The organism is Microbacterium sp. 22242 (assembly GCF_052045495.1).
Lineage (GTDB): Bacteria > Actinomycetota > Actinomycetes > Actinomycetales > Microbacteriaceae > Microbacterium.
The window spans coordinates 1-15,573 of the sequence record NZ_JBQEOZ010000021.1 but is presented as its reverse complement, the minus strand read 5'-3'; the positions used below and the strand labels follow the sequence as shown (position 1 = coordinate 15,573).

The window sequence follows — 15,573 nt, the reverse complement described above, 5'->3', positions numbered from 1 at the left end:
GCGGTGCCGGCACGCAGCGGCGGGCGCTGCCGGGAGCTCTCTCAGAGCACCGCAAGCGTGGTCACGCGCCAGCGTCGGTCCATCCCCTCCAGACGGATCGCGACGGCGCGGGTGCGGCCGGGGCTCTCCACGATGACGGTGGCCTCGACGACGCCGTCCGCGGGTGACGAGGCGCGGGTGGACAGGATCCGGTAGACCGGCCGGGTGGGCACGACGCCGCGCGCACTGCGTGCCCTGGCGGACAGATTGGCCCGTGCGATCAGCACGCGGAACGCATCCTCCGTGAACCACCGCGCGAGCTGATCCGCCTCCCGGACTCCGGCCAGCACCTCGAGCACGCCCCTGGTCAGGCTCTCCAGCAGCGGCGTCGGATCGGGCAGCTCGGCCGTCGGCGTCGGCTGTCGTGCGAAGTCTTCGAGCGTCATCATCGGCGGTCCCCCCGGGTCGCTTGTCACGGCGTGTCTGACCGGCATTCGAGCACATCCGCGGCCTCCGTGGGGAGGATCCGCCGAGGAATGTGGATAACCCGTATGCCGCGATCGCCGTTCCCGTACCCTCGACCGCATGGAATGGGAGCGGCTGTTCGAGGACCTCGAGGACCAGATCGCCTCGGGGTGGGAGGCGGAGCGCGCCGCTCTCGACGCCGAGGCGGAACGGGTGCGGATCGCCCGGCTCGACCTGCGCACACGGCTCGGCGCTCTGGCCGGCGAGGGCGCCGTCGTGTCCGCGGTGCTCATCGACTCCACGCGGCTGCGCGGACGCCTGCGGGCGGTCGGCGCCGACTGGGCCGGCCTGCAGCCGCTCGACGCGCGCGGTCTCGTGCTGCTGCCCGCGCACGGCGTGGAGACCTGGGCGCTGGACCACGGCGCGCTCCTGTCCAGCGGCGCCGGCGCCGAGCCGCTGTCGCCGCTGCGGGAGCGGATGACGTTCGGGTTCGTGCTGCGCGATCTGGCCCGCCGCCGCAGCGGCGTGACGGTCCGGACGCGCTCCGGCACCGTGCTCGCCGGGACCATCGACCGCGCGGGCGCGGATCACCTCGACCTGGCGCTGCACGACGCCGGAGCTCCCCGGCGTGCGCAGGCGGTCACCGGGTTCCGGATCGTGCCGTTCTCGGCGGTGCTGTCGGTCGGCACGGACGGTCCCGCTCCCGGCCTGTCCGGCTGAGCACCCCCCACCGCGTGCGGTCAGTCGCCGAGCCGCGCCGGCGGACCCCACAGCTCGGGGAAGCTCGCGGCGTTGGCCTGGCGCCACAGCGCCATCCGCCGGGCCTCCTCCGCCTGCTCCGCGAGGTACTCGGCGATGCTCCGCTCCTCGATCCGCCACGCGGCCGGCACGCCCAGGCGCGCGCCCCGGAGCCGGCCCTGCAGGACGAGCTCGACGACCTCCTCCACGCGCACGTCGAGGAGCTCTGCGACCTGGGCCGGCGCGAGGTGGCGCGGGACGGGCATGGAGGCATCGGGCATGGCACCATTGTGCTCTCCGCACGCCCACCGGTGAACCCGGCGATCCGTCTGTGGATAACTTCCCCGCGGACGCGTCCGATTCTGTGACGATGTGCGCATGAGCACCGCACGAACCGTCCGCCGGCCGTGGACCGACCTGCGCTTCTTCATCGGCCTGGCCCTGATCGTCGCCTCCGTCCTGGGCGTGTGGCTGATCGTGGGCGCCGCGAAGCAGACCACGCCCGCCCTGCAGGCCGTGCGGACGATCGTCCCCGGCGAGCCGCTCACCTCCGCCGACGTGCGCGTGGTGGACGTCGCGCTCGGCACCGTCGGCGGCGGGTATCTCACCCCCGCGACACTCGATCCCGGACTGATCGCGACCCGCACGATCACGGAGGGCGAGCTGGTGCCCGCGGCGNCCGCGGACGCCGACAAGGGCCGGACGACCTCGGTCGTGGTGCAGAGCGCGGTGCGCGTGCCCGCATCGCTCGGCGCCGGTGCCGTGGTCGAGGTCTGGGCCGCGGCGCCGCGTCAGGACGGCAAGGGGTTCGCGGAGCCCCGGATCCTGCTCTCCGAGGCGACGGTGGCGTCGATCGATCGTGACGACGGGCCGCTCGCGGCGAAGAGCACGAGCCTCGAGCTGGTGGTCGAGCGCTCCCGGGTCGGCGACGTGCTGGCTGCGGTGACCGGCGGCTCGTCCCTGTCCGTCGTCCCCGTCGGAGGCCGCTCATGACCGGGATCGTGCTCGCGCTGCCGGCCGACCGGGCGGAGGTGCTCGCCGAGGAGCTGGGCCTCGCCGGCGTCCCTGTGATCGCGCGGATCCCGCCGGAGCAGGCCGCGCAGCTGTCCGCGCACGCCGAGGAGCTGCACGAGGCGGACGCGCTGCTGATCCCCGCCGAGCGCGCCTGGCTCAGCGCTGCCCTGCGCACCGCCTGCGATCGCGCGGGCGTCCGCATCCTGACACTCGGCGACGGCCCTGCGTCCGAACGCCTCACCCGCCGGCACGGCCTGTCCGCGCCGCTGCCCGCGACGGCGAGCGGGTGGGATGTCGCGGATGCCCTGCACGAGGCGGCACCCGGCGCCGACGCCGGCGAAGCGACGGCCGAGCCCGCAGGAAACCGCCTCGTCACGGTGTGGGGGCCGCACGGAGCTCCGGGCCGCAGCACGCTCGCGGTCCAGCTCGCCGCCGCCCTCGCCTCCCCCGATCGCGGCGTCGCGCTGGTCGACGCCGACACGCACGCCCCCGCACTGGCGCTCATGCTCGGCCTCACCGACGACGGCCCCGGCATCGCGGCCGCCTGCCGCCGTGCCGAGCTCGGGCTGCTCGACGGCGCGGAGCTCAGCCGGCTCGCGAGCCCCGTGGAGACCGCCGGCGGGACCGTGGACGTGCTCGTGGGGATCAACCGCCCCGCGCGCTGGCCGGAGCTCTCGGCTCCGCGCGTGCACGACGCGCTGGAGGCGTGCCGGGCGTGGAGCACCGTGACCGTGGTCGACGTCGCCGCCTCGCTCGAGGCGGACGAGGAGATCATGAGCGATCTGGCGGGTCCGCGCCGCAATGCTGCCACCCTCGCCGCCCTGCGCGCCGCAGACCGCATCGTGGCGGTCGCGAGCGCGGATCCGCTCGGCATCGCCCGCTTCGTCCGCGGTTACGCCGAGCTGCGCGCCGAGATCGGCGACACCCCGGTCACGGTCGCGGTGAACAGGGTGCGCCCAGGGCCGCTCGGCATCGACGCGCGCGGGCAGATCCGCCGCGCGCTGGATCGCTTCTCCGGCATCCGCGACGTGCACTTCCTGCCGTACGACCAGCGGGCGCTGGACGCGGCGGCGCTGCACGCCCGGCCGGTGTCGGATGTGGCGGGGCGCTCGCCGTTCACGGCAGCCGTGCGCACCCTGGCCGCAACCCTGGTCCGGTCAGAGGATGCGGCGGCACCGCCGACGCGGCGGGAGCGCCGTCGCCGGGCTCCCGCCGCCGTCTGAGGGACTACTGCCGGTAGCTCGCGAGGAAGTTGCCGAGGCGTTCGATCGCCTCCGTGATCACCCGCGGCTCGGGAAGCGTGACCACCCGCAGGTGGTCGGGCGTCGGCCAGTTGAACCCGGTGCCCTGCACGAGCAGGATCCGCTCCGCTACCAGCAGGTCGTAGATCAGCCGCGCGTCGTCGTGGATCTCGTGCACCTCGGGATCGAGCCGCGGGAAGGCGTACAGCGCGCCGGCCGGCTTCACGCAGCTCACGCCCGGGATCGCCGAGAGCCCCTCCCAGGCCGCGTCGCGCTGCAGATGCAGGCGGCCGCTCGGCGCGATCAGGCTCTCGATCGACTGCACGCCGGACAGCGCGGCCTGCACCGCGTGCTGCGCCGGCACGTTCGGGCACAGCCGGGTCGAGGCCAGCAGCGTGATGCCCTCGATGAAGCCCTTCGCGTGCTGCTTGGGCCCGGTGATGACCAGCCAGCCCGAGCGGAAGCCCGCGACGCGATACGTCTTGGACAGGCCGTTGAAGGTCAGACAGAGCAGGTCGGGGGCGAGCGTCGCCGTGGAGATGTGCCGCGCGCCGTCGAACAGGATCCGGTCGTAGATCTCGTCGGAGAGCAGCAGCAGCCCGTTCTCCCGGGCGATCTGCACGATGCCCTCGAGCACCTCGCGGGAGTACACCGCCCCGGTGGGGTTGTTCGGGTTGATGATCACGATCGCCTTCGTGCGCGGCGTGACCTTGGCGCGGATGTCCTCCAGGTCGGGGTTCCAGTCGTTCCCCTCGTCGCAGAGGTAGTGCACGGGCGTACCGCCGGCCAGGCTCGTCATCGCGGTCCAGAGCGGGTAGTCGGGGGCGGGGATGAGCACCTCGTCGCCCTCGTCGAGCAGCGCCTGCATCGTCATCGTGATGAGCTCGGACACGCCGTTGCCGAGGTAGACGTCCTCGGGATCCACCGTCGGGAACCCCTCGACCTCCTCGTACCGGCTGACGACCGCGCGCCGGGCCGAGATGATGCCCTTGCTCTCGCTGTAGCCGTGCGCGGTGGGCAGCGTCGCGAGCATGTCCCGCACGATCTGCTGCGGCGCCTCGAACCCGAAGATCGCCGGGTTTCCGGTGTTCAGCTTCAGCACCGAGTGACCTGCCGCCTCCAGCCGCGCCGCCTCGACGAGCGCGTTGCCGCGGATCTCGTACAGGACGTTCTTCAGCTTGGACGACTGGTCGAAGGTTCTCGGTGTCATCGGCCAAGATTACCGCCCGGGAACGACCGCCCCGTGCACGCGCCCCGCCGCCGGAGGCTCGCCCGCCGGCGCACGTCGACAGGGAGCGGACCGGGATCACCGGCCGTGGACGGCCGCCTCATCCGTCCCCGCGGAGCGGAGCGCGGTCGCGCGCAGGGCCTCGGCGTGCGCGGCGCGTTCGCGCCGGCTGCTCTGCACGTGCGCGGCGGCCAGCGCGGCGGCCCGGTCGCCGTCGCGGGACAGGATCGCCTCGTACAGCACGACGTGCTCCTCGCTCATGTGCCGCAGATCGTCGTGCTGCGACAGCGCCCAGCGCAGCCTGCTGCGGACGCTGCGCATCATGTCGCCGAGCAGCCGGTTCTCGGCGAGCTCTGTGACGATCTCGTGGAAGTCGGCGGCGGCCCGGCGCGAGCCGACCACGTCCCCGGCGAGGCCGCGGGATTCCTCCGCTTCGAGCGACTGCCTGAGCCGCTCGAGATCGTCGCGGCGGTGCCGCTCTGCCGCCAGCCGGAACGCGAGCGGCTCGAGCACCGCGCGGACCTCGTCGAGATCCGCGAGATCCGCATCGGTGAACTCGCGCACGACCGCCCAGGTGTGCGGGCGCAGGTCGACGAGGCCTTCCGCGACGAGCATCTTGAGCGCGTCGCGGACCGGCACGCGGCTCACGCCGAACTCGGCCGCGAGGTCGCGTTCGACGAGTTTGCTCCCCGGCGCGCGCACGCCGTCCAGGATCGCGTCACGCAGCCAGGACGCGATCCTGGTGGACTCGAGCTGCCGTTCTTCCGCTTCAGGCACGAGGCCATTCTTCCATCATGCGGAACGCGGCGCGGTGCCGCGACGCACCCCTCACGCCTTCTTCGCGTGGTCCACCCAGCGGATGCCCTCCTTGAGGGCCGGGACGATCTCGGTGCCGACCTTGCGGGCGAGCAGGTCGTCGAGACGGTCCAGAGGGCCGATGAGGGCACGGCCGCCCGCGCGGGCGACGCGGATCGCGGCGTCGATCTTGGGCTGCATCGAGCCCTCGGCGAAGGTCATCGCGGCGACCGCGTCGGCGGATGCCGTGTGGATGTCGCGCTGCTCCGGCGTGCCCCAGTTCTCGCTCACGTAGTCGCCGTCCGTGAGCATGATGAGGGTGTCGGCCTGGATGTCCTCGGCGAGCGCCGCGCTCGCCAGGTCCTTGTCCACGACCGCCTGCACCCCGACATGGCGCCCCTTCGCATCGATGCGGACCGGCACGCCTCCGCCGCCGACGCACACTGCGAGACTTCCGGCCTCGAGCAGCCGGCGGATCAGCGGCGCCTGGACGATCGAGACCGGCACCGGCGAGGGCACGACGCGTCGGAACGCGTTGCCGTCCTTGGCGATCGTCCAGCGGTATTCCGCCGCTGCCTCCGCCGCGTCGTTCGCGGAGTACTGCGGTCCGATGAGCTTGGTCGGGCGGACGAAGGCCGGATCCGCCTCGTCGACCACCGTGGTGGTGATGAGCCCGGCGACCTCGCGCTCGCCGCCCAGCGCGTTGGACAGCTCCTGCTGCACCACGTACCCGATCATGCCCTGGGTCTCGGCGCCGAGGATGTCGAGCGGATACGCCGCGACATCCTGGTAGGCGAGGTTCTGCAGCGCCAGCAGGCCGACCTGCGGGCCGTTGCCGTGAGTGATCACCATCTCGTTCTCGCGCGCGAACGAGGCCAGCGCCTCGCAGGCGGACTTGACGTTGGCCCGAAGATATTCGGCCGTCATCGGCTCGCCCCGCCGGGCGAGGGCGTTGCCCCCGAGTGCCACTACGACGCGCATCTGGTCTCTCCTCTGCTGAGGCCGCGGGGCGGCCGGTGTGCGGTGGGGAAATGGTACTCCATTTCAAACGATGGTATACATTTCTCAGAAGATGGAACTCCCTCCCCCGGATCGTCCTGCGCGAGCCCTCGGAGGCGCTGCAGAGAGAAGACGATGACCCCCGTCGCCACCCCGGTCGCCGTGCGCGCCCTCACCTGGGATGCCGCGCTTGCGGAGACGCTCGCGCACGCGGCCGATGACGCGTTCTCCCGCCTCCCGGCCGTCGTGCACTCCGTGCACCGCCGCGCGCTGAACCTGCGCATCGGCGACGAGCTGATCGCGCTGGTCTCCTCCGGCCTGGAAGACGCCCCCGCCACCGTCCGCGTCCCCGTCGAGGACTGGACGGCACTGGCGCGGCAGGGAGATGAGGTGCGGATCGAGCCCGGCGGCTTCCGCATCGAGACCGCGAGCGGGCCGATCACGGTGCTCACCGGCTCCGCGACCGCCTGGACGGCTGCCGAGGCCTGCCTGTGCACGCTCTCCCCCGACCGGCTGCTGCGTGCGGAGGCGCGGATCTCGATGCTCCCCCGGCCGACCGGGCAGAGCGCGTTCGGCCGTGCCGCCGCGGCTCTGCTCGAGGAGTGCGTGCAGGATCTCGGCGAGGCGCTGCTGCAGGGCGATCCTGCCGGGATCACCGCCGCAGCGACCCCTCTGCTCGGTCTCGGCGAGGGCCTCACCCCCTCGGGCGACGACGTGCTGACCGGGCTCGCCTTCCTGAGCGCCCAGCACGGCATGCGGCTGCGCAGCGCCGTCGCCTCGCTCGCAGCTGCCCTGGAGAACGGCGCCGACCGGACCACGCTGCTGAGCGTCGTGACGGTGCGCCACGCACTGCAGGCGCGCGCGACCAGGGCCCTGCACGACCTGGCGCTGGCCATCGGCGACGACGGCGACGACGGCGCAGGCATCGATCCCGCCGCCCGCCGCATCGCGGCGATCGGCCACACCTCTGGCGCGGACATCCTCACCGGCGTCCGGCTCGCCCTGCGCACCGAGGCCGCGCTGCGCGCCCTCCCCGACCCCGTGCCCGCGACGCCGACGTCCGGGACCTATCCGAAGGAAACCGCGAGATGACCAAGACCGCCCCTCCTGCAGAGAGCAGCACCGCCGAGTTCGAGCACGAGCCGGTGCCGCTGAGCCATCGCAAGTCGCTCTTCACCGTCTCGGCGGTCTGGTTCGGCTTCCCGATGATCCTCACCAACGCCGTGCCGGGAGGACTCGTCGTCGCGATGCTCGGCTTCTGGCCCGGCGTCGCCGCGATCCTCACCGCCAACGCGATCATGTTCGTCTACGTCAGCCTGCTCAGCTGGCGCGCGGGCCGCACAGGCAAGAGCTTCGCACTGCAGGCGACCGAGACATTCGGCACGGCGGGCTACGCGGTCGCCTCCGGCTTCCTGTCCACGGTCGTGGTCGGCTGGTTCGCGTTCAACACGGGCGCGACCGGCGACAGCCTGAGCACCGCGTTCGGCTGGAACGAGACGCTGATCGCCGGGCTCGCGGGCCTCGTGTTCATCGCCATCACCTACCTCGGCATCCGCGCGCTCTCGGTGCTCGGCTCGATCGCCGCGCCGCTGTTCATCGCCGCCGTCCTCATCGCGATCACGATCGCCGCGCAGAACCACGACTTCTCCGCCGTCTTCGGCTACCGGGGCGTGGGCGGCGGTGCCATGTCGTTCGGCGTCGCGGTGACCGCGATCATGGCGACCTTCGCCGACTCCGGGACGATGACCGCGGACTTCACCCGCTGGGCACGCACCGGCAAGCAGGCCGTGCTGGCGACCGTGACAGCCTTCCCGATCGCCAGCCTGGTCGCGCAGCTCAGCGGCGCCCTGTTCGTCGCCGCGGGGGCGATCGCGATGCCGGCGGCGAACGGCGGCAACTTCGCGCCGATCCTGACCAGCACGCACAACCCGATCCTGGACGTGTTCCTCCTCCTGTTCGTCGTGATCAACCTGGGCTCGGTGTGCACGCACTGCCTCTACAACGGCGCCCTGGGCTGGTCGCATCTGACCCGCTCGAGGATGCGCGTGCTCACGCTCATCCTCGGCGTGATCGGCACGCTGGTGGCGGTGCTCGGCGCCTGGCACTACTTCGTGAACTGGCTGGTCCTGCTCGGGGTCCTCGTGCCGCCGCTCGGGGCCGTGCTGATCGCGGACCAGATCATCCTCGGCAGGCGCAACGCCGGGCGCGCTCCGCAGCGGGTGCGCTGGACCGCTCTCGTGGCCTGGGCGATCGGCGCGGGTGCGGCGCTGCTGTCGCACTTCTTCGCCCCTGTGCTCTCGGACGCCGTGGTCGGCCTCATCGTCGGCTGCGTCGCCTATCTCCTCCTGGACCAGATCACGCACGCGAAGGAGACCGCACGATGAGCAGTCCCGTGACCGCCGGCCCGCGCAGCGCCGACGAGCGCTTCCTCGCCGCCGCGGCGGCCGGAGACCTGGGCGGCGTGCGCGCCGCCCTGGCCGAAGGCGCCGGCAAGGACGCCATGGACCGGGAGGAGGCCAGCGCGATCCTGCTCGCCGCCCGCGCGGGGCACCTCGAGGTCGTCCGCGCCCTCATCGCGGAGGGCGTCGACGTCGATGCGCAAGACCAGACCTGCGCCAACCCGTTCCTGTTCGGCTGCATCCACGACGACCTCCCGCTCGTGCAGACCATGGTCGAAGCCGGCGCGGATCTGAAGCGGCTCACCCGGATGGGCGGCAACGGCCTCACCCCCGCGGCCGAGAAGGGCCACCTCGAGGTGGTGCGCTACCTGCTGGAGAACACGCGCATCAACGTCAACCACACCAACAACCTCGGCTGGACCGCGCTCATCGAGACGATCATCCTCGGCGACGGCGGTCCGGTGCGGCAGCAGATCGTCGAACTGCTGCTCGCGCACGGCGCGAAGCCGGGGATGCCGGATCCGTGGGGCGTGCCGCCCGTCGAGCTGGCGCGGGAGCGCGGCTACGACGAGATCGTCCGCATCCTCGAGCGCCACGCCGCCTGAGACACCCGAAGGGACCACGATGACCAGGCATATCGACATCAGGAAGAACACCTACCTCGACTCCGTGTCGCTCATGTCCATGAGCACCAGGGCGAACGCGGTCGAGGGCGTCACCCAGGCGCTGCTCGGGATGGCGACGCCGATGAACAAGGAGGTGCTGCTCAACGTCGGGGTGCAGGATCCGGCGATCGACGCGGCGAAGCCGAGCGACCTCATGGTCGTGATCGACGCGTCCGAGGACACGATCGGGACGGCGATCGCGGCCGTCGACGACATCCTCGCGCGCAAGGACAAGGGCGGTTCGGGGACGTCCGAGGTGCGCTATCGCACCCTCGACCGCGCCTTCGCGGAGGAGCCGGACAGCAACCTCGTGCTCATCTCCGTGAACGGCGCGTACGCGGCCCGCGAGGCCGGCAAGGCTCTGGACGCGGGCAAGCACGTGATGATCTTCTCCGACAACGTGCCCGTGCAGGACGAGCTCGCGCTGAAGACCCTCGCCCACGAGAACGGGCTCCTGGTGATGGGCCCGGACTGCGGCACCGCGATCATCAACGGGGTCGGTCTCGCGTTCGCGAACGCGGTGCGCCGCGGCTCGATCGGGATCGTCGGCGCCTCCGGCACGGGCAGCCAGGAGCTGTCGGTGCGGATCCACGAGTTCGGCGGCGGCGTCTCGCAGCTGATCGGCACCGGCGGCCGCGACCTCAGCACGGAGATCGGCGGCATCTCGATGATCGACGGCATCGCCGCCCTCGACGCGGACCCCGAGACCGACGTCATCGTCGTGGTGTCCAAGCCGCCCGCCGAGGAGGTGGCCGACAAGGTCCTCGCCGCCGCGGGAGCCGCCTCGAAGCCGGTCGTCGTCACCTTCCTCGGGTCCGACCGGACCGAGAGCGGCCACGACAACGTGACCCTCGTCTCCGGCACCAAGCCGACCGCGATCGCGGCGGTCGTGGCGAGCGGCATCGACGAGTCGACGCTCGACACGCACCCGCTGAACCAGCCGCTCATCGCCGAGGTGCGCGCCCGGCTCGCCCCCGAGCAGAAGTACGTGCGCGGCCTGTTCTGCGGCGGGACGCTCTGCGACGAGGCGATGTTCGCAGCGCTGGACGTCTTCGACGACGTGTACTCGAACATCCAGAAGGATCCCGCCCACCGGATCGGCGCGATGGATGCCTCTCGCGCGCACACCTTCCTGGACATGGGCGACGACGACTTCACCAACGGGCGTCCGCACCCGATGATCGATCCGTCGCTGCGCCTGCAGCGCCTGGTGCAGGAGGCCGACGACCCGACCGTGGGCGTGATCGCGATGGACTTCATCCTCGGCTTCGGCTCGCACCAGGACCCGGTGGGCGTCACCGTCCCCGCGATCCAGGAGGCCAAGGCGAAGGCGGCCGCGCGCGGGCAGCATCTCGAGATCCTCGGCTATGTGCTCGGCACCGACCTGGACACCCCGGCGATCGCCGGCCAGGTCGCGCAGCTCGAGGCGGCGGGCGTCACGGTCGCCTCCTCGTCCACCAACCTCGGGCTGCTGGCCCGCGAATTCGTCGCGAAGGGTGACAACTGATGAGCATCGACGAGCTGTTCGCCTCGCCGCTGAGGCCGGTCAACCTCGGCCTCGACATGTTCGCCGACGACCTGCGAGCGCAGGGCGTGAACCCCGTGCTGATGGACTGGGCTCCGCCGGGCGGCGGGGACCCCGAGGTCGTCGCCGCGCTCGGCCGGCTGGAGGATCGGGCGATCGCGGAGAGGATCGAGGCCGCCAATCAGGAGGCGCTGAGCCGGATCCTTTCCGCGCAGCCGTTCCTGGAGGGCTTCGGCCAGGCGATCGACACGGTCCCCGGGATGACGAAGACGACGATCCTGCACGCCGGCCCGCCGATCGAGTTCGCCCGCATGTCCGGGCCGATGAAGGGCGCCGTCACCGGAGCCCTGGTCTTCGAGGGACTGGCGAAGGACCTGGACGAGGCGTTCGAGCTCGCCGGGTCCGGCGAGATCACCTTCTCGCCCTGCCACGAGCACCAGTCCGTCGGCTCCATGGCCGGCGTCACCAGTGCGAGCATGTGGGTGCATCAGGTCCGCGACCGCACGCACGGGAACCTGGCGTTCACGAACCTGTCCGAGCAGCTGTCGAAGATCCTGCGCTTCGGCGCCAACGACCAGTCCGTCATCGACCGGCTGAATTGGATGCGCGACGTCTTCGGGCCGGTGCTCGCCGGGGCGATGCAGCTCAACACGGACGGCATCGACCTGCGGCTCATGCTGTCCCAGGCGCTGCACATGGGCGACGAGGCGCACAACCGCAACGTGGCCGGCACCACCCTGCTGATCCAGGCGCTCGCGCCGTACATCCTGGAGACGGACTTCACGACGAAGGAGAAGCGCGAGGTGTTCGACTTCGTCGCTTCGTCGGACTACTTCTCCGGCCCGACCTGGATGGTCACCGCGAAGGCGTCCCTGGACGCCGCGAACGGCATCGAGAACTCCACCGTGGTGACCACGATGGCCCGCAACGGCGTCGACTTCGGCATCCGCGTGTCCGGCACCGGAGGCCAGTGGTTCACCGGTCCCGCGCAGCAGGTGATCGGCCCGATGTTCGCCGGCTACACGCCCGCGGACTCGGGCCTCGACATGGGCGACTCCGCGATCACCGAGACGTTCGGCATCGGCGGGTTCGCGATGGCCGCCGCTCCCGCGATCGTCGCGCTCGTCGGCGGGACCGTGGACGAGGCCATGGGCTACTCGCGCACGATGAACGCCATCACGACCGGCAGCAACCCGAACGTGACGATCCCTGCGCTCGACTTCATGGGCGTTCCCACCGGCATCGACGTGCGCAAGGTCATGGAGACCGGAATCCTGCCGATCATCAACACCGCGATCGCGCACAAGGATCCGGGCATCGGCATGATCGGCGCCGGCATCACCCACCCGCCGATCGAGGCGTTCCAGCAGGCGCTCGTCGCGCTCGCCGACCGCATCGCCGGAGCCGCGCGCTGAGCAGGCGCGGCGGACGAGGAAGGGCGGCACCCGCGGGTGCCGCCCTTGCTCGTCCATCCGCGGACGCGGTTACTTCTTCTTGCCCTGCGCGCGGCGCTCGGCGCGGTTCGACGCAGCGGCCTGACCGCCGTCGACGCGCTGCCCGAAGGCGCCACGGGCCGGTGCCTCCTCGTGCTCGGCGGCCTCGGCCTCGGCGCGGGCGGCCGCCTGGCGCAGCCGATCCGTCGCCGCCTGCTGCACCTGGCCGCGGTCGTTGCGGACCTCGACGTCGCCGGCGTCGTTGGGCGCCGAGTACTCCAGGCGCTGGTCCCCGGCGGAGTCGGCGAGACCCTTGGCCTCGACCTCGGTGATGCCCTCGTCGCCGGCTCGGCGCACCTCGACCTCGAGGTTGTAGAGGTAGCCGACCGACTCCTCCTTGATCTGGCCCATCATGGCCTGGAACATGGAGTAGCCCTCGCGCTGGTATTCGACGAGCGGGTCGCGCTGCGCCATCGCGCGCAGGCCGATGCCGTCCTTGAGGTAGTCCATCTCGTACAGGTGGTCGCGCCAGCGGCGGTCCAGCACCTGCAGTACCACGCGCCGCTCGAGCTCGCGCGTCGCGGCCTCGCCGAGCGAGCCCTCGCGCTTCTCGTAGGCGACCATGGCGTCCGAGATCAGCTCGCGCTTGAGCCCCTCGGCCGTGATCCCGCCCTTGCGTCCGCCGGCCTCGGCGACGACCTCGTCGATCGTCACGTCCACCGGGTACAGGGTCTTCAGCTCGGTCCACAGGCTGTCGAAGTCCCAGCTCTCGGTGTGCCCCTCGGACGTGTGGTCGTCGACGATCGCGCTGATCGCGTCCTCGATGAAGTGCCGCACCCGGTCGGCGATGTCATCGCCCTCCAGGATGTGCCGCCGGTCGGCGTAGATCGCCTCGCGCTGCCGGTTCAGCACGTCGTCGTACTTCAGCACGTTCTTGCGCATCTCGGCGTTGCGCGCCTCGACCTGGCTCTGCGCGCTGCGGATCGCCCTGGTGACCAGACCAGACTCGATCGGCATGTCCTCGGGGAAGTTGGTGCGGGCCAGGATCGCCTCCGCGGCGCCCTGCTGGAACAGCCGCATCAGGTCGTCGGTGAGGCTCAGGTAGAACCGGCTCTCGCCGGGGTCGCCCTGACGGCCGGAGCGGCCGCGCAGCTGGTTGTCGATGCGACGCGACTCGTGGCGCTCGGTGCCGAGGACGTACAGGCCGCCGGCGTCGACGACCTTCTCGGCCTCGACCGCGACCTTCGCCTTCATGGCCTCGTACGTCTCGTCCCAGGCCGCCTCGTACTCGTCCGGCGTCTCGACCGGATCCAGGCCCTTGGCCTTGAGCTCCTGCACCGCGAGGAACTCGGCGTTTCCGCCGAGCATGATGTCGGTGCCGCGGCCGGCCATGTTGGTGGCCACGGTGACCGCGCCCAGCCGGCCGGCGCGGGCGACGATCTCGGCCTCGCGTGCGTGGTTCTTGGCGTTCAGGACCTCGTGCTTGATGCCCTTCTTGGCCAGCAGGCGGGAGAGGTACTCGCTCTTCTCGACGCTGACCGTGCCGACCAGGACCGGCTGTCCGTTCTCGTGCCGTCGCGCGATGTCCTCGACGACCTGCGCGAACTTCGCCGTCTCGTTCTTGTAGACGAGATCGGGCTTGTCGGTGCGGATCATCGGCTTGTTCGTCGGGATCGGCACGACGCCGAGCTTGTACGTCGACATGAACTCGGCGGCCTCGGTGTCGGCGGTGCCGGTCATGCCGGCGAGCTTCTCGTAGAGGCGGAAGTAGTTCTGCAGGGTGACCGTGGCGAGGGTCTGGTTCTCGGCCTTGACCGGCACGCCCTCCTTCGCCTCGATGGCCTGGTGGATGCCCTCGTTGTAGCGGCGTCCGACCAGGATGCGGCCGGTGTGCTCGTCGACGATCATGACCTCGTCGTTCATGACGACGTAGTCGGTGTCTCGCTTGAACAGGGCGAGCGCCTTGATCGAGTTGTTCAGGAACGAGATGAGCGGGGTGTTCGCCGACTCGTACAGGTTGTCGATGCCGAGGTAGTCCTCGACCTTCTCGATGCCGGGCTCGAGCACGCCGACGGTGCGCTTCTTCTCGTCGACCTCGTAGTCCACGTCGGGCTCGAGCGTGCGCGCGATCTTCGCGAACTCGGCGAACCAGCGGTTCGCCTCGCCGGACGACGGCCCGGAGATGATGAGCGGGGTGCGGGCCTCGTCGATGAGGATCGAGTCGACCTCGTCGACGATCGCGAAGAAGTGCCCGCGCTGCACGAGGTCCTCGCTGCGCCACGCCATGTTGTCGCGGAGGTAGTCGAAGCCGAACTCGTTGTTGGTGCCGTACGTGATGTCGGCCGCGTACTGCTCGCGACGGACCTCGGGGGTCTGCCCGGAGACGATCACGCCGGTGGTCATGCCGAGCGCGCGGTAGACGCGGCCCATCAGCTCGGACTGGTAGGTCGCGAGGAAGTCGTTCACCGTGATGACGTGCACGCCCTTGCCGGCGATCGCGTTCAGGTAGGAGGGGAAGGTCGCGACGAGCGTCTTGCCCTCACCGGTCTTCATCTCGGCGATGTTGCCCTCGTGCAGCGCCGCGCCGCCCATGATCTGGACGTCGTAGGCGCGCATGCCGAGCGTGCGCTTGCCGGCTTCGCGCACGGCGGCGAAGGCCTCGGGCATGAGCTGATCGAGAGTCTCGCCCTTCTCGAAGCGCGCCCGCAGCTCCGCCGTCTCGTTGCGGAGGTCCTCATCGCTGAGCTTGGCGAAGTCGTCCTCGAGCGCGTTCACGGCCTTGACGACGCCGCCGAGGCGGCGCAGGATCCGCCCCTCGCCTGCGCGGAGGAGCTTCTCAAGAGGATTCGCCACGGATTCCATCTCCCTAGTGGTCTGTGCCCGATCTGTTTCGGGGCCCGCGCGCGACGAGCGCACGGCACACGCACTCATGTTACCGGGCTGTGACCTGTCGATCCCGTGGGACGAGGCGCCGATCGGAGCAGTGGTGTGCCCGGCTTGGTCAGAACGGCGCCGGTTCGTGGTCGGGTGGCGGATCGGCGTGTGAATCGTCGATGGTGAAGGTGACGGGTGCGGGTGGTTTGTCGATGTAG

The 15,573-nt window shown here is 71.2% G+C and carries 14 protein-coding genes; 8 read left to right on the top strand and 6 right to left on the bottom strand.

The genetic code is table 11. The annotated features are described in order from the left end of the window. Positions 1 to 41: 41 nt before the first annotated feature. Complete coding sequence (locus ACTJJZ_RS16755) at positions 42 to 425, bottom strand: Rv3235 family protein (protein ID WP_440722347.1); 384 nt, start codon at positions 423 to 425, stop codon at positions 42 to 44. Positions 426 to 564: 139 nt separating this feature from the next. Here ACTJJZ_RS16755 and ACTJJZ_RS16750 point away from each other — a divergent pair, with 139 nt between their 5' ends. Beyond that, the gene (locus ACTJJZ_RS16750; RefSeq protein WP_440722326.1) at positions 565 to 1,164 is read left to right on the top strand and encodes a hypothetical protein; all 600 of its coding nucleotides are present in this window, start codon (positions 565 to 567) and stop codon (positions 1,162 to 1,164) included. A 20-nt stretch (positions 1,165 to 1,184) separates the two neighbouring features. Here the strand turns inward: ACTJJZ_RS16750 and ACTJJZ_RS16745 are convergent, their stop codons facing one another. Continuing rightward, positions 1,185 to 1,463 (bottom strand): helix-turn-helix domain-containing protein, encoded by a 279-nt coding sequence (locus ACTJJZ_RS16745; protein WP_440722325.1) that lies wholly within the window; start codon positions 1,461 to 1,463, stop codon positions 1,185 to 1,187. Between the two features lie 97 nt (positions 1,464 to 1,560). On the opposite strand from ACTJJZ_RS16745, the gene ACTJJZ_RS16740 reads away from it, so the two are divergent. Then, positions 1,561 to 2,175: an SAF domain-containing protein gene (locus ACTJJZ_RS16740; protein ID WP_440722324.1), complete on the top strand. Its 615-nt coding sequence runs from the start codon at positions 1,561 to 1,563 to the stop codon at positions 2,173 to 2,175. After that, positions 2,172 to 3,419: an AAA family ATPase gene (locus tag ACTJJZ_RS16735; protein ID WP_440722323.1), complete on the top strand. Its 1,248-nt coding sequence runs from the start codon at positions 2,172 to 2,174 to the stop codon at positions 3,417 to 3,419. The genes ACTJJZ_RS16740 and ACTJJZ_RS16735 overlap by 4 nt, the downstream gene beginning before the upstream one ends. Before the next feature lie 4 nt (positions 3,420 to 3,423). Here the strand turns inward: ACTJJZ_RS16735 and ACTJJZ_RS16730 are convergent, their stop codons facing one another. The 3 genes from ACTJJZ_RS16730 to ACTJJZ_RS16720 all read right to left on the bottom strand — a co-directional run bounded on the left by ACTJJZ_RS16730 (position 3,424) and on the right by ACTJJZ_RS16720 (position 6,441). After that, the gene (locus ACTJJZ_RS16730) at positions 3,424 to 4,647 is read right to left on the bottom strand and encodes a pyridoxal phosphate-dependent aminotransferase (protein WP_440722322.1); all 1,224 of its coding nucleotides are present in this window, start codon (positions 4,645 to 4,647) and stop codon (positions 3,424 to 3,426) included. A 96-nt stretch (positions 4,648 to 4,743) separates the two neighbouring features. Continuing rightward, positions 4,744 to 5,442, bottom strand: coding sequence for a GntR family transcriptional regulator (locus ACTJJZ_RS16725; RefSeq protein ID WP_440722321.1), 699 nt, complete (start codon positions 5,440 to 5,442; stop codon positions 4,744 to 4,746). Positions 5,443 to 5,493: 51 nt separating this feature from the next. Next, complete coding sequence (locus ACTJJZ_RS16720) at positions 5,494 to 6,441, bottom strand: carbamate kinase (protein WP_440722320.1); 948 nt, start codon at positions 6,439 to 6,441, stop codon at positions 5,494 to 5,496. A 153-nt stretch (positions 6,442 to 6,594) separates the two neighbouring features. On the opposite strand from ACTJJZ_RS16720, the gene ACTJJZ_RS16715 reads away from it, so the two are divergent. Genes ACTJJZ_RS16715 through ACTJJZ_RS16695 form a run of 5 tightly spaced genes read left to right on the top strand, consistent with a single transcriptional unit; the run spans position 6,595 to position 12,463 of the window. Beyond that, the gene (locus ACTJJZ_RS16715) at positions 6,595 to 7,551 is read left to right on the top strand and encodes an oxamate carbamoyltransferase subunit AllH family protein (protein WP_440722319.1); all 957 of its coding nucleotides are present in this window, start codon (positions 6,595 to 6,597) and stop codon (positions 7,549 to 7,551) included. Continuing rightward, positions 7,548 to 8,843 (top strand): purine-cytosine permease family protein, encoded by a 1,296-nt coding sequence (locus tag ACTJJZ_RS16710; RefSeq protein WP_440722318.1) that lies wholly within the window; start codon positions 7,548 to 7,550, stop codon positions 8,841 to 8,843. The genes ACTJJZ_RS16715 and ACTJJZ_RS16710 overlap by 4 nt, the downstream gene beginning before the upstream one ends. Continuing rightward, the gene (locus ACTJJZ_RS16705; RefSeq protein WP_440722317.1) at positions 8,840 to 9,463 is read left to right on the top strand and encodes an ankyrin repeat domain-containing protein; all 624 of its coding nucleotides are present in this window, start codon (positions 8,840 to 8,842) and stop codon (positions 9,461 to 9,463) included. Before ACTJJZ_RS16710 ends, ACTJJZ_RS16705 begins: the two co-directional genes overlap by 4 nt. Positions 9,464 to 9,482: 19 nt before the next feature. Then, entirely contained in the window at positions 9,483 to 11,030 is a 1,548-nt protein-coding gene (gene fdrA / locus ACTJJZ_RS16700; RefSeq protein ID WP_440722316.1) for an acyl-CoA synthetase FdrA, read from the top strand. After that, a complete protein-coding gene (locus tag ACTJJZ_RS16695) occupies positions 11,030 to 12,463 on the top strand; it encodes a DUF1116 domain-containing protein (RefSeq protein ID WP_440722315.1) in 1,434 nt (477 codons plus the stop codon). The genes fdrA and ACTJJZ_RS16695 overlap by 1 nt, the downstream gene beginning before the upstream one ends. Before the next feature lie 69 nt (positions 12,464 to 12,532). Here ACTJJZ_RS16695 and secA read toward each other — a convergent pair whose 3' ends face one another. Beyond that, on the bottom strand, positions 12,533 to 15,334 hold the full coding sequence (secA, locus tag ACTJJZ_RS16690; RefSeq protein WP_440722314.1) for a preprotein translocase subunit SecA: 2,802 nt from the start codon (positions 15,332 to 15,334) through the stop codon (positions 12,533 to 12,535). Between the last annotated feature and the right edge of the window lie 239 nt (positions 15,335 to 15,573).